This window comes from Streptomyces sp. NPDC044704 (genome assembly GCF_056433525.1).
In genome coordinates this window covers 149715-162979 of sequence record NZ_JBWKGY010000004.1, presented here as the reverse complement: position 1 = coordinate 162979, position 13265 = coordinate 149715, and the positions used below count along the sequence as shown (strand labels likewise).

The 13265-nt window shown below is 72.2% G+C and carries 11 protein-coding genes; 5 read left to right on the top strand and 6 right to left on the bottom strand.

What is annotated here, in order from left to right:
• Window positions 1-28: 28 nt before the first annotated feature.
• The 4 genes from AC07B0_RS11485 to AC07B0_RS11470 form a co-directional block, all read right to left on the bottom strand.
• Window positions 29-1210 (bottom strand): MAB_1171c family putative transporter, encoded by a 1182-nt coding sequence (locus AC07B0_RS11485; RefSeq protein ID WP_478897733.1) that lies wholly within the window; start codon window positions 1208-1210, stop codon window positions 29-31.
• A gap of 40 nt (window positions 1211-1250) precedes the next feature.
• On the bottom strand, window positions 1251-2456 hold the full coding sequence (locus AC07B0_RS11480) for an MAB_1171c family putative transporter (protein WP_469378250.1): 1206 nt from the start codon (window positions 2454-2456) through the stop codon (window positions 1251-1253).
• Between the two features lie 2 nt (window positions 2457-2458).
• Window positions 2459-3127 carry a toxin-antitoxin system, toxin component gene (locus AC07B0_RS11475; RefSeq protein WP_469378252.1) on the bottom strand — a complete coding sequence of 223 codons (669 nt, stop codon included), beginning with the start codon at window positions 3125-3127 and terminating at the stop codon, window positions 2459-2461.
• A 114-nt stretch (window positions 3128-3241) separates the two neighbouring features.
• On the bottom strand, window positions 3242-3853 hold the full coding sequence (locus tag AC07B0_RS11470) for a hypothetical protein (protein ID WP_469378254.1): 612 nt from the start codon (window positions 3851-3853) through the stop codon (window positions 3242-3244).
• A 317-nt stretch (window positions 3854-4170) separates the two neighbouring features.
• On the opposite strand from AC07B0_RS11470, the gene AC07B0_RS11465 reads away from it, so the two are divergent.
• The 5 genes from AC07B0_RS11465 (at window position 4171) to AC07B0_RS11445 (ending at window position 11345) form a co-directional block, all read left to right on the top strand.
• The gene (locus AC07B0_RS11465) at window positions 4171-5157 is read left to right on the top strand and encodes a hypothetical protein (RefSeq protein WP_356873792.1); all 987 of its coding nucleotides are present in this window, start codon (window positions 4171-4173) and stop codon (window positions 5155-5157) included.
• 106 nt (window positions 5158-5263) lie between these two features.
• The gene (locus tag AC07B0_RS11460; RefSeq protein ID WP_356873794.1) at window positions 5264-7126 is read left to right on the top strand and encodes an HSP90 family protein; all 1863 of its coding nucleotides are present in this window, start codon (window positions 5264-5266) and stop codon (window positions 7124-7126) included.
• Window positions 7126-10146, top strand: coding sequence for a hypothetical protein (locus AC07B0_RS11455; RefSeq protein WP_478897730.1), 3021 nt, complete (start codon window positions 7126-7128; stop codon window positions 10144-10146). The genes AC07B0_RS11460 and AC07B0_RS11455 overlap by 1 nt, the downstream gene beginning before the upstream one ends.
• Before the next feature lie 153 nt (window positions 10147-10299).
• Window positions 10300-10674 carry a hypothetical protein gene (locus AC07B0_RS11450; RefSeq protein WP_356873798.1) on the top strand — a complete coding sequence of 125 codons (375 nt, stop codon included), beginning with the start codon at window positions 10300-10302 and terminating at the stop codon, window positions 10672-10674.
• On the top strand, window positions 10671-11345 hold the full coding sequence (locus AC07B0_RS11445; RefSeq protein WP_469378263.1) for a nucleotidyl transferase AbiEii/AbiGii toxin family protein: 675 nt from the start codon (window positions 10671-10673) through the stop codon (window positions 11343-11345). The genes AC07B0_RS11450 and AC07B0_RS11445 overlap by 4 nt, the downstream gene beginning before the upstream one ends.
• 80 nt (window positions 11346-11425) lie before the next feature.
• Here AC07B0_RS11445 and AC07B0_RS11440 read toward each other — a convergent pair whose 3' ends face one another.
• The gene (locus AC07B0_RS11440; protein WP_469378264.1) at window positions 11426-12505 is read right to left on the bottom strand and encodes a sensor histidine kinase; all 1080 of its coding nucleotides are present in this window, start codon (window positions 12503-12505) and stop codon (window positions 11426-11428) included.
• Window positions 12498-13232: a response regulator transcription factor gene (locus tag AC07B0_RS11435; protein ID WP_469378266.1), complete on the bottom strand. Its 735-nt coding sequence runs from the start codon at window positions 13230-13232 to the stop codon at window positions 12498-12500. The genes AC07B0_RS11440 and AC07B0_RS11435 overlap by 8 nt, the downstream gene beginning before the upstream one ends.
• Between the last annotated feature and the right edge of the window lie 33 nt (window positions 13233-13265).

Below are 13265 nucleotides of genomic sequence, written 5' to 3'. Positions count from 1 at the left end.
AAGCGGGCTCCCGGCGTGTTCGCCGCGGTCATGCACCGTGCTCGGCGAGTGCCGTGGACTGCCGTGTCACCTCCACTCGCGGTGAGCGCAGCATGGCCGTGGACATGTTGACGAGGTCGTCGGAGTCCTCGGTGGAGCTGACCGACCACCGGTGCTCCGGAGCGACCGCGGGCGCGGCGCGGCCCTTCCGGATGACGGCGCGGGCTATCACGGAGGCATCGGCCTCGCCGCGGGCCCGGAGGCCCTCGGAGTGCTCGGCCAGGGCGAGCGCGTAGACCTTCGCGCCGGTCGAACGGTCGAACCAGGGTGCCAGCCGCAGTACCGCGTCGAATATGTCCCTCTCGCGCTGCATGAGCCGGCGCTCCACGGGCCGCCACCACGGCATCGGCTCCGGACTCGTGGGAGGTATCTCAGGGCGGATCTCCAGCCACAGGGGCTGGAGCCGGCGAAAGCGGCGGAAGGCCCGCCACCGGGAGCCGACTCCCTGTCCGATGGGCGGCAGCAGGAAACCGGCGGAGACCAGGGAGGCGCTGATACCGGCCAGGGAGAAGGCGACGTGGGTGCTCAGCCAGTCCCAGTCGTGGCCGAGCCAGCGGGCCGTGATGGCCGTGTACTTCAACAGGTCGTAGGCGACGGTGCCCACCGCGCCGACCGCGATCAGAATGAGCCCGGCCTTCAGGGTGCCGGGCACCTGCCTCGACCAACGCCAGCTGAGGACCACCATGGTGACGGCCGCCACGCTGTGCGCCGCCAGGTAGAGGAGGATCATCTCGCGGATCCAGGGCGTGCCGCAGTAGTAGGTGTCCAGGTCGCGGAGCCGCTCGACCGGCGCGTCGCCCAGTGCGAACAGGACGTATATGGCCACGATCACCAGGGCGTAGGTCGTCAGGCACAGCCGGGTCTGGCGCAGGGTGACGCGCGCGTCGTCGTTACCCCGCCAGTGGATCAGCAACACTATGCTGACGCCGTCGAACGCGGTCAGGATCGAGTACACGATGGGTGCCGCGATGTTCGGTACGCCGAACGCCGCGTTGATGGCCGCGAGGTTGGGGGGAGCGGCGGTGACGAACAGCAGCCCGCCGATGAAGAGCGTCGCGGTGACGGTCCTGAGGAGCGGGTCCCGCGGGTTCCTTCGCAGCGCCCAGAGTTTGACGGCGGTGGCGGCGAACAAGCCGGCGGCCGAGCACAGGTACGCCGTTCCCGCGTTCACCGACGGCTCCCGTCGGCCACGCGGGCGGGAGTCGGCATGATCAGTTGCTCTCTGAGTGGGCGGCGCCGACGGGGGAGTCGCAACGGTGGATCTTGGCGAACTGGACGCTCAGTCGCGCGAGACCGTTCGTTCCGGAGACGCGGGTGGGGAACGCGGTACTGGTCGCGGCGGTCGCGGGCAGCTGACCGGACGCCTGACTCCCCGCGCCCTCCGCGGCGACCAGGGCGGCGTGGATCGTGGCCGCTTCGGCGAAGATGAGGGCGGCCTCCGGCTCGCAGCCCTGCGCGGAGGCGTACCGTTCGGCTGCCTCGCGGCGGCTGCCGTCCAGGTGGGGCGCCAGGTTGAGCAGACGGTCGGAGATGTCGGTGGACCTGGCCATCGCCCGGATCTCCGGCGACGAGGTGGGGCGGATCCGCATCGGCTTCCCCGGGCCCGCGAACGGTTCGAGGGCACGCCAGAGGGGCTCCATCGCCCGGTAGGCCCGCCAGGACACCCACATGGACCCCAGCCGCGGCCCGACGACCGGTACCAGGAAACCGATGGTGGTCATGGCCGCGCCCAGCCCGGCGAGGGGAGGGGCGATGTCGGTGCTGAGCGGGTCCCAGGCGTCCGTACCGGCCCAGCGGGCGCCGACGGCCAGGAACTTGAACAGGGCGAACGACAGGGTGAGGCCGAACGCGGCCACCAGGATGAGCAGGCCCCAGTGGGTCCACGCCGCCTGGAGGTCCCGGAGTTCGCGGGCCCACCGCCAGCACTTCGTCGCCACCACGAGACTCGTGGCGGTGTGCGCGGTCAGATAGAGGACGATCATCTCCCGCACGTACGGGGTGGTCGCGTAGAAGGTGTCGAAGTCGCGCTGCTGCTCGATGGGGACGTCGCTCAGCGAGAACAGGACACAGAACGTCGTCATCACCGCGGCGGTCGCCGCGATCCACATCCTGGTGTGGCGCCGGACGGTCTCCTCGGGGCCTCCGCGCCAGTGCATCAGGAGCACCAGCGAGCCGCACGACAGGCACGACAGGATGCAGTAGACGATGAGCGCCGAGATGTTCGGGACGCCGGTGATCCGGTTGACCCGCTCGATCGTCGGCGGAGCGCCGAAGACGAAGCCCGCCGTCGACGACGCGAGGATCACGAAGATCGACTTCGACATCGGTGAGTGCCAGGTACGCCAGAACGAAGGCGCCTTCACCACCAACGCGATCGCCAGGACGGCGGCGGGTATGTAGTAGTCCGATCCGGTCATGCTCAGTAGCCCCTGCCCATACTGGACTGGATCCGGCCCGCCACACCGTCGATCGGCACGGCACCGCCACCCTTCAGGTGCTCCCGCAGCCGGGCCCCCATCTGCAGGCCGAACTCCTCCGCGTCGTTCTCCTCCTCGGTCTCGACGTGGCTCCTCGCGGCCAGGGCGACGAGCTCGTCGCTCGCCAGTTCACCACCGAGAGACCGGGCCGCCGCCGCGGCGACGTGGCTGTGGGCCCCGTGGGACAGGCAGTCCCCCTTCAGGGCGTGCCACATCTCGTGCGCGAAGATCACGAACTGGTGCAGCGTGGTCGTCTGGCTCTCGACGATGATGACGAGCCGGTCGTCGAACCTCGCGGTGAGGCCGCTGGCCGTGTCATCGGGGAACTCACGGAAGTAGAGGTGGACCGGGCGGAACGGCGCCTCCCCGCGGTCCTCGTTGAGACGCCGCTCGACCTCGGCCCTCAGTACCTCGAACAAGCTGTCCGGATCCGAAGGGATCGGCCGGTCGAGACCCGCGAACACCTCGTCGCGGAATTTCGCGATCTTCCGCCCGGTGGACCGCCGCGCCAGATGGGTCCGCGGTGCGGCCAGCAGACCCTCGGCAGGTGTCAGCCTGCCGAGAGCCGCGCGCACCCCCTTGCGAAAGCCGGCCGTCTGCCGTTCGTTCATCCGAATGTCCCCACTCTGCGTTCCCTCCGATGGGTGATTGGGCCGAGGCCTGCCCCGGCCGCTCCTGTGACCGAAGGTCACGTCGGTTCCCTGCGTCCCGCGCCGTCCCCGACCTTAGGGGCCGGAGCCCTCTCGTACGATCGCGTCCACGAAGGCCATGAGCGCCGTCTCCAGGTTCGGCGGCAGCTCCTTGTCGCCGAGACGGAGCTGGACCTGCATGGCGTGACGATTCCTCACCGCCTCCGACGGGTTCTTGAGGAGCGCTGTGAGGTGCGGGATGACCTTGCTGTCCAGAACCCGCTTCACGGCCTCGGGCGGCGAGTGGGTGAAGTACTCCATGGGGACGTCGAAGAACTTGGCCAGGCCCGCGCCGTGCCAGATGTTCGGCGTGCTCCGGTTCAGCAGCTTGCCGTGCCACTGCGGCGTCATCCCGCTGCCGGCGGCGATCTCGGCGGTCGTGTACTGACGCCGGCTGCCCGTGTCCTTGTCCACGGTCAGCCGGGTGTCCCTGAGGAACGCGATGCGGCGGGCCAGTTCGGCCGGGCCGCTCGTCGGCGACGCGACGCGCTCACCGTCGAGCAGTCGCCGGACGTCGGCTTCCGGAAGGGAGGTGTGGAAGGAGAGGTCCGGAAGGTTGAAGACCGACGCCCTGTCGAGCCCCGATTCCGCCTGGAGCCCTTCGACTTCACGGACCGTCTCGGCGAGCTGCTCGTACCCGTCGCTCATGCACCCTCCGGCGGGATGAAAGGGGGAGGTGGTCGGATGAACCCACGACCCGCGCCGACACTAGATCACGGAAACGGTCAGATTCGCAATGAAACGATCGTTTCATGAGACGGGCGGGGCGAGCGAGGGGCCCCGCACGCTCCTCCGAAGCCGTTGAGCCGCCCTGCTCGGTGTCCTGCTCGGTGCCCTGTCCGCCGCCCTGTTCGGCGCCAGGGCAGCCGAAACGAATATGCGATTGTCGGACGCGCGTGATAGTCACTTCCCTCACGGGCAGCGATTTCGTCGGCCGCCCGTTCGAACACAACAAGGGGTGGGACATGGCGTTGCTCCGCGACATGGGGCGCACGCTGGGGAAGTGGACGGGACGGCCCGCCGCACGGTTGCAGAAGGACTCCGGGCAGCCGGACGTCCAGCAGGTCCGGGAGGCTGCGGGGGCAGCCGACTGGGCCACGGTGCGCAGGCTGTTCGAGGCACGGCCCGACGGCGGGGACAGTACGGAGCTGCTGTGGGCGGCTGCCGACACCGCGGGCGTGGAGCGGTGGATCGTACCGGCCGTCGAGGCCGAACCGGACGCGGCGCTGCCGCGGCTCGTCGCCGGGTTCCGGCACATCTCCTGGGCCTGGGAGGCGCGTACCGCGGCCCGGGCCCAGCACGTGTCGCGCGAGCAGTTCGAGGTGTTCCACAGCCGGCTGAGGCTGGCGGAGCAGTGGCTGTACGAAGCGGCCGAGCGCGAGCCGCGCCTGACGGCTCCCTGGTACGGCCTGCTGGTGACCGGGCGCGGCCTCCAGGTCGGCTCCACGCAGGCGCTGCGGCGCTTCGAGGCGGCCGTACGGCGGGCGCCGCACCACCTGGGTGCGCACACCCAGCGGCTACAGCAGGTCTGCCACAAGTGGGGCGGCTCCCACGAGGAGATGCACGCCTTCGCACGGGAATCGGCCGCGGCCGCTCCCGGCGGATCGGCGCTCGGCATGCTCGTCGCGGACGCGCACCTGGAGCACTGGCTCTCGCTCGACTCCGGGGCAGACGACCGCTACATGCGCGACCCCCAGGTACGGGCTTCCCTGCACGAGGCCGCCGAGCACTCCTACCGGCACCCGGGCTTCGGGCAGGCCGCGTCCCCGTACCAGCAGCTGCAAGTGCTCAACTCCTTCGCGATGGCGTTCTCGCTCGGCGGAGACCGGACGGCCGCACGCGAGTGCTTCCTGGCGACCGACGGCGCCGTCACGGAGTCGCCCTGGCAGTACCTGAACGGCTCCGATCCCGCCGCCGCCTACCGCAAGCACCGCTCGGCAGCCGGCCGCTGAGCCGGCCTCCAGGCCAGGCCCGTCCCCGTCGCCCGCACGCCCCGCTCCCTGCCGGGGCCGTTCAGCCGTGCCCTGCCCGGGCATGCCCACAGAAGGACTCCGTCCGGTGACCCACCCCGAGAACTCGCACACCTTCCAGGTCGACCTGCGCGGCCTCGTCGACCTGCTCTCCCACCACCTCTACTCCAGCCCCCGCGTCTACCTGCGCGAGCTCCTCCAGAACGCCGCCGACGCCATCACCGCCCGACAGGCCGTACAGCCCGGCGCACCCGGAACCATCACCCTGCGGACCGGCGACACGCTCACCGTGACCGACACCGGCATCGGCCTGACCGAGGCCGACGTCCACCGGTTCCTGGCCACCATCGGGCGCAGCTCGAAGCGGACCCCCGACGGAGGCCTCGACGGCGCAGGCTTGGACGCCGCCCGCGGCGAGTTCATCGGACAGTTCGGCATCGGCCTGCTCGCCTGCTTCGTCGTGGCCGACGAGATCACCGTGATCAGCCGGTCCGCGGCCGATCCGGCGGCGCCCGCCGTCGAATGGCGCGGCCACTCCGACGGCCGCTACACCATCCGCACCCTGCCCGCCACGGCCGTGCCGGAGCCGGGTACGACGGTCCGGCTCACCCCGCGCGCCGACGCCGCCGAGTGGACCCGCCCCGAGACGGTGGCCGGGCTGGCCCGGCACTACGGCAGCCTCCTGAAGCACGAGGTGAGGGTGGCCGGCCCGCACGGCGGGACCGAACGCGTCAACGCGACACCGCCCTGGGAGCAGCAGCACCGCTCTCCGCTGGCCCGCCGCGAGGCCCTGACCGCGTACTGCAGGGACCTGTTCGAGTTCACCCCGCTGGACACGATCGAGCTGGACCTGCCGGCAGCCGGGCTGCGCGGTGTCGCGTACGTCCTGCCGACCTCGGTGAGCCCGGCCCAGCGCGCCGGACACCGCGTGCACCTCAAGGGCATGCTGCTCACCGACCGGGCGCCCGAACTGCTCCCCGAGTGGGCGTTCTTCGTGCGCTGCGTGGTCGACACCTCCAGCCTGCGGCCCACCGCGTCCCGCGAGTCGCTGTACGAGGACGGCACCCTGGCCGCCGTCCGCGACGCGCTCGGCGAGCGCATCCGGGACTGGCTCACCGGGCTGGCGGCCAGCGACCCGGCACTGCTGCACCGCTTCATCGACGTGCACCACCTCGCGGTGAAGGCCCTGGCCCGGTACGACGACGAACTGCTGCGCGTCGTACTGCCGTGGCTGCCGTTCGAGACCACCGACGGCAACGTCACCCTGGAGGAGTTCCTCCGCTCCCACCCCACGGTGCTCGTGACCCGCAGCGTCGAGGAGTTCCGGCAGGTCGCCCCCATCGCCTCCGCCGCCGGCCTGGGCGTCGTCAACGGCGGCTACACCTACGACCGCGACCTGGTGCACCGCCTGCCCGAGATCCGCCCCGGCACGGCCGTCGCCGACCTCGATCCGGCCCTGGTCACCGCCCACCTGGACGCCGTGGACCCGGCCACGGAGCTGCGTGCGGCCTCCTTCCTCGCCGTGGCCCGCGAAACGATCGGCGTGCACGACTGCGACGTCGTGCTGCGCGACTTCCAGCCCGTCAGCGCGCCCGCGCTGCTGCTCGACAACCGCGAGGCGCGCCACGAGCGGACCCGCTCGAACCTGGCCGCGGACGGCGACGGCCTGTGGGCGGACATCCTCGGCTCGCTGCGCCAGGAGACCCCGCCCGCCCAGCTCGTCCTGAACCACCTCAACCCTCTGGTCCGCCAGGCGGTCACGATCGGCGAGCGCGGGCTGGCGGTCACCACCGCCGAAGCCCTCTACGGGCAGGCCCTGCTGCTGAGCCGCCGGCCGCTGCGCGCCAGCGAGAGCGCCCTGCTCAACCGCGCGTTCATCGGTCTGCTCACCCACGCCATGCACAACGCCGGCCCGGACGCGCCCGCCGCCGAGCCCCGGAAGGAACTGTAATGCTGGACACTCCCGAGGCCGTGTTCGAGGCGCTCCGCGACAACAACGCCCGGCCGCACGGGCTACAGCGGACCGTCACCGCCGAGGAGCTCACCGAGGCGGCGGAAGCACTGGAGAAGCCGGACGTACTGGCCACGGCGCTGCTGGAGCTGATGTCGGCGTACGAGTTCACCGGCGAGCACCGCAAGGCGCCGGTGGTCTTCGCCCGGCTGCTCAAACTGTGGGACACCGACCCGGGCGCGTTCAGCGAGTGGGAGGCCCACCAGGTCTTCTGGCGGTTCAAATGGGTCACCACCTCCCTGCTGGAGGTGCCCGACGTACCGCTGGCGAGCGTCGAGGGCTGGATCGACCGGATGCGGGAACGCTACGCGGACGCCGGCCACGACATGCAGCCGGTAGCGGCGATGCGCTACCACGTCGCCGCCCACACGGGAAAGGGCGTGGACGACGCCTACGACCTGTGGGCCACCCGCAGTCGCAGCGAGCTGAGCGACTGCGAGGCCTGTGAGGTCCGCCAGTTCGCCTCCCACGCGGTCACCGCCGGCGACGACGCGGAAGCCCTCGCGCGCTGGAACCCGGTCCTCGCCGGCGAACAGGAGTGCAGCGAGGAACCGCAGATGAGCCAGGCGCGCGCACTGCTGCCCCTGCTGCGTACCGGGCGCACCGACGAGGCGCGCTCCCACCACCTCGCCGGCTACCGCAAGGTGCGGGGCAACAACGGCATGCAGGACGAGGTCGGCCTGCACCTGGAGTTCTGCGCCCTCTCGCGCAACGAGGGACGGGGCCTGGAGGTGCTCGCCGAGAACCGTCCCCTGTTCGAGGCGACCGGCGCCCCCCTGTCCCGGCTGGGCTTCCTGACCGGCGTCGAGGTGCTGCTGGCCCGCATCGTCGGCGCCGGCCACGCGGACACGGCCGTCGCGGGACCTCCCGGCCGGGCATGGACCGCCGGCGAACTGCTCGCCCACGTCCGCGCCGAAGCCGGCCCGCTCGCCGCCGCCTTCGACGCCCGTAACGGCACCACCTCCATCGGGGAACGGCGCAGGGCACGGCTCGCGCAGCCCCCGCTGCTCGACGAGCCGCTGCCGCTCGGCCTGCGCACCAAGCGCGCCGAACCGGCCGCACCGGCCAGGGCCGCGGCAGTGCCCGGCGGGGACGGCGCCGCGGCGCACGAGATCCCCGAGGACTTCGCCGAGCTGGTACGCGAGGCACGCCGCAAGAACCTCGCGGGAGACCCCGGCAGCCACCGGCTGTGGAACCGCATCGCCGCCCGTCTCGACGACGGCAGCGGCGCCCACGACGACCTCCCCGGCCCGGCGGACCTGCTGCTGGCGGAAGTCGCGGAACACCGCGCCCACGAGCTGGCGGAAGCGGACCGCGACGAGGAGTGCGTCGCCGAGCTGGAGCGCGCGGCCGATCTGTACGACACGCTGGGCAAGCCCTGGCACGCCCTGTCCGCGCGGGCGTTCGCCTTCACCCGGCAGACCGGCTCGCACGAGGAGAGGGCGCGCGAGAAGCAGGGCCAGGGCACGGCCGACCGCCCGGACACCACCGAGGTCCGGGCCACCGTCGACAAGATCCTGCGCCTCGCCGAGGACCTCATGACGGCAGCGCCGCCGGCCGACGGCGTCACCGATGAGGAGGCGGCCGCCTCCGGAGCGGACACCGCCACGGAACGCGTACGGGAGTACCTCTCCGTGCTGTACGCGTGCGCTCTCGCAGCCCACAACGTGGCGCTGGACGAGAACGAGAACGAGAGCGAACACGACTCTGTGGGGGAGTGGTCGGAAGCGCTCCGCGACCGGCTGCGCGCCGAGGCCGAACGGCTGTCCGTACGCCACCAGGTGGCCGGCGCACGGTGCCTCGCGGCCGACGCCGCCGCACGCCGCTGCGACTTCGCCCTGGCCGAGACCGAGCTCCGCGCGGCCCTGGACGACCTGACGGCTGCCGGACGCCCGTGGCGGGCTCCCCGCATCCGCGGCCAGCTCGCCCAGGTCCTGCTGGCCCGGCAGCAGCCGGAGGAAGCCGTGGAGGCCCTGCACCAGGCCCTGGCCGAAGCCGTACGGTACGACGAAACGGACTTTCCGTTCGCCCCGACGTACGGCCTGCTCGGCCACGCCGCCTCCCACGTCGGGGACACGACGGGCGCGGTCCGCCACTACTCGGAGGCCGCCGACCGCTACGACCGGCACGGCTCCTTCGAGGAAGCGACCGACATCCGGCTGCAACTCGCCGACGTGCTGATGCGCTGCGGCCAGCAGGCCGACGCCGTCGCCGTACTGGAGTCCGTCCTGTCCGACGGGGCCGCCGCAGCCGCCAACGAGCGCCTGATCGCCCAGGTACGGCTGACGCTGGCCCGCGGACTGCGGGAACTGGAGGAGTACCTGCCCGCCGCCGAGGAGTTCCTGCGGCTGGCCGACACCGTCGCCGCCTGGCAGGAGGACCGCGAACTCCACACCATGGTGGCGGCCGAGGCAGCCGTCACCCTCGCCCTCGGCGAACGCTGGGACGCGGCCGACACCGCCTACCGCCGCGCGGTCGACGCACACGAGCAGGCGCCCAACCCGTCCCCCGTCATCCAGATGATGTGCGAGTTCGCCCGGACGACGGTCCTCGCCCGGGAGGCGGACGGTCTGGACGCGGCACTGGAACACCTGACACGGGCGGACGCGGTGCGCGCGGCCGTACCCGAGGACGACGAGGAATTCGTCCACTGGTACCAGCACGGTGCCGTGCGCTACCGCCGCGCCCGGGTGCTGGCCCAGGTGGACCGCTTCCCCGAGGCACTCGTCGAGGCGGAGGGCGCTGTGGCCGCCTACGAGGCGGGCGGCGCGGACGGCGACGTGCCGCGCGCCGAAGCCGTCCGGATCGCGGCCCTGATCGAAGGGAACGGCCTCGGCCGCTACGACGCGGCGGTCCGCCGCCTGGCCACGGCCGTCGACCGCTGCCGCGCGGCGGACCTGCCCGAAGCCGCACGGATCCTCGACGCCCTCCGCCAGGACTACCGCAACCGGGCATCCTGACGGACCGCACCCCACGCGAGCAGCCGGGCGGCGCGGGCCGGGGCGGGTGCGACGCACCCGCCGCCGGTCCACGCGGTCCGGACAGCACCGGCGGACCGGCGGATCGGCGGGAAGGGATGTGCGGGGCGGGGGAGGCAGGGGATAATCACCGGCATGATCGCGCACGACAACGGTGAAGGCGGCCCGTCCGCGGAACAGGTGCTCCGGGCACGCTACGCCCGGCGGCTGCCGGCCTCGCTGGACAAGCTCGCCGGCCCCCGCGGAGGTCAGGTCGAGCTGCCCGCGCACGTGGCCTGGTCGGGGCTGCGGACCTTCGATCTGGACCGGCCCAAGCTGCGGATGAGCATGTACCGCACCGTCCTCGCCGAAGGCCAGCACGAGGACCTGCTGCACCTCCTGGACCGCGACCTGCTGCTGGAACAGTGGCCGGTCCTGCGCAAACTGGTCAGCAGGCACATCCGAGCGGTGTGGGAAGAGGCCTTTCCCGAGCTCGCCGCGGCCGCCGGCGCGGGGCCCACTGCTGCGTGAGGCTCACCGACCTGCACGAACGGCTGCTGGCCGCCGTCATCGAGATCGGCTCCGACTACCCCCTGGTCCTGGCGGGCGGCTACGCCGTCCAGGCGCACGGCCTGGTCGACCGGCTCAGCCAGGACCTCGACGTGGCCACCCAGGACCCCACGCCGATGGCCCACATCGCCGCACGGGTGGAGAGCGGACTCACCGCACGCGGTTGGCGGGTACGCCTCGTCGATGTCGACTCCCTCGCCGCCCGGCTGATGGTCACCGACCCGCGTACCGGCGAAGACTGTGAGGTCGACATCCTCAAAGAACACTTCTGGACCACACCCGTCGACACGGAGCACGGCCCCGTCCTCGCCCTCGACACCGTGATCGGCACCAAAGTGCGCGCCCTCGCCGACCGCGGCACCGCCCGCGACCTCATCGACGTCCATGCCGCCGCCGCACTCCGCGGGCTCCGGGAACTGGAGCGCCTCGGCGCCCGGCACACCCGCGACGACGGGTTCCACCTCGAAGACCTCCACGACCGCCTCGCCGGCTCCGAGTGGATCGACGACGAGGAGTTCGCACGCTACGGCCTCGACGAGGAAGCGATCACCGTCCTGCGCGGCTGGGCGGCGGCCTGGGCCGCCGACGTCCGCCGGCGCCTGCCCGCGCACGGCACCGACGACGAGGGCTGAGCACCTCGCCGGACACCGGCAGGCAGTGCTCCGACCCGGGGGTCGGCTCCTGCCGTCCGCGGACGGCCGGGGAACGACGCCTACGGCACGCCGGGAAGCCGGACCGTGACGCGGAGACCGCCGGCGGGGCCGGCCACGAGGTCGAGGGTCCCGCCGTGGGCGCGCACGATGCTGTGCACGATCGCCAGACCCAGGCCGACACCGGCGTGCTCGTCGGTGCGTACGCGCTCCGTTCCGCGCTGGAAGGGTTCGGTGAGGGTCGGTACCAGCTCCGGCGGCAGCCGCGGGCCCGTGTTCTCGACCCGCAGCACGCTCGTGTCGTCGTGCGCCTCGGTGTGGACCGTCACCGTGCCGCCGGAGGGGAGGTTGTGGACGATGGCGTTCTGGACGAGGTTCGTCACCATCCTCAGCAGGAGCTCCGCGGAGCCGCTGGTCAGCGCTGCCCCGCCGGTGACGTCGAGCGCGATCCGGCGCTGTTCCGCGAGGGGAAGCAGCGCCTCGGCGGCTTCTTCGGCGACGAGCGAGAGGTCCACGCCCTCGCGGCGGAAGCTTCCGCGGTCGCCGCGGCTGAGCAGCAGGAGGGCCTCGGTGAGGTCGATCGCCCGCGTGTTGACGACGTGCAGGCGTTCGATGAGTTCGTCCCGGTCCCGCGTGGGGTCCTTGCGGGCGACGTCGAGGAGCGTCCGCGAGATCGCGAGCGGGGTGCGCAGTTCGTGGGAGGCGTTCGCCGCGAACCTCTGCTGCTCGGCGACGTGGGACTCGAGTTGCCCGAGCATCGCGTCGAACGCGTCGGAGAGTTCCCGGAACTCGTCCTGGCGGCCCTTCATACGGATCCGGTGGGACAGCGACCCCCTCCCCGCCCTCCGTGCCGCGTCCGTGATCTGCGTGAGCGGTGCGAGCATCCGGCCGGCGAGGATCCAACCGCCCAGGAGGCCGAACACGAGCAGGAGGACCAGGCTCGCGGCCGCGGCGGGGGCGAAGGTGCGCAGCAGGAGGTACCGGTTGGGCGAGATCCCGAGAAGGCCCTGCGAGTTGTCGGGTACGTAACGCAGCAGGAACACCCACACCACCGCCAGCAGGAGGGTGCTGGCGACGAGGAGGAACCCCGCGTAGCTGAGGGTGAGCTTCAGCCGGGCACTGAGCCCCGGGCGTCTACGCATGCGGACGGCTGCCAGGGCCCATGACAGGGCCGGGGCCAGGGGCACGGCCAGGGGCGGGGGTGCCCCCGCCGGTGTCGATCCGGTATCCGACGCCGGGCACCGTGGCGATGAGCCACGGTTCACCGAGTCGTTTGCGCAGGGCGGAGACGGTGATGCGGACGGCGTTGGTGAGGGGGTCCGCGTTCTCGTCCCAGGCCCGTTCCAGCAGCTGCTCGGCGCTGACGACACCGCCCTCGGCGGCGACGAGGACTTCCAGCACGGCGAACTGTTTCCGGGTGAGCGCGACGTAGCGCCCGTCGCGGAAGACCTCCCGGCGGAAGGGGTCCAGCCGCAGGCCCGCGATCTCGCGGACCGGGGGCCGGGCGTACGCGCGCCTGCGGTCGAGCGCCCTCAGCCGCAGGACCAGCTCCCGCAGCTCGAACGGTTTGGTGAGGTAGTCGTCGGCGCCGAGCTCGAACCCGGAGGCCTTGTCGTCGATCCGGTCGGCGGCGGTGAGCATGAGGATCGGGATGCCGCTGCCGGAGGCCACGATGCGCCGGGCGACCTCGTCGCCGGAGGGGCCGGGGATGTCGCGGTCGAGGACCGCGAGGTCGTAGGAGTTGACGCCGAGCAGTTCCAGGGCGGAGTCGCCGTCACCGGCGATGTCGGCGGCGATCGCCTCCAGCCGCAGCCCGTCACGGACGGCTTCGGCCAGGTAGGGCTCGTCCTCGACGATCAGTACGCGCATGTCCCCAGCCTAAGCAGCACGACATATCGCCGA

Coding starts and splice junctions, on each gene's coding strand:
- AC07B0_RS11470 (WP_469378254.1), bottom strand. CDS start 3,853: ATGAGCGACGGGTACGAGCAGCTCGCCGAGACGGTCCGTGAAGTCGAA.
- AC07B0_RS11480 (WP_469378250.1), bottom strand. CDS start 2,456: ATGACCGGATCGGACTACTACATACCCGCCGCCGTCCTGGCGATCGCG.
- AC07B0_RS11465 (WP_356873792.1), top strand. CDS start 4,171: ATGGCGTTGCTCCGCGACATGGGGCGCACGCTGGGGAAGTGGACGGGA.
- AC07B0_RS11450 (WP_356873798.1), top strand. CDS start 10,300: ATGATCGCGCACGACAACGGTGAAGGCGGCCCGTCCGCGGAACAGGTG.
- AC07B0_RS11475 (WP_469378252.1), bottom strand. CDS start 3,127: ATGAACGAACGGCAGACGGCCGGCTTTCGCAAGGGGGTGCGCGCGGCT.
- AC07B0_RS11440 (WP_469378264.1), bottom strand. CDS start 12,505: ATGCGTAGACGCCCGGGGCTCAGTGCCCGGCTGAAGCTCACCCTCAGC.
- AC07B0_RS11435 (WP_469378266.1), bottom strand. CDS start 13,232: ATGCGCGTACTGATCGTCGAGGACGAGCCCTACCTGGCCGAAGCCGTC.
- AC07B0_RS11455 (WP_478897730.1), top strand. CDS start 7,126: ATGCTGGACACTCCCGAGGCCGTGTTCGAGGCGCTCCGCGACAACAAC.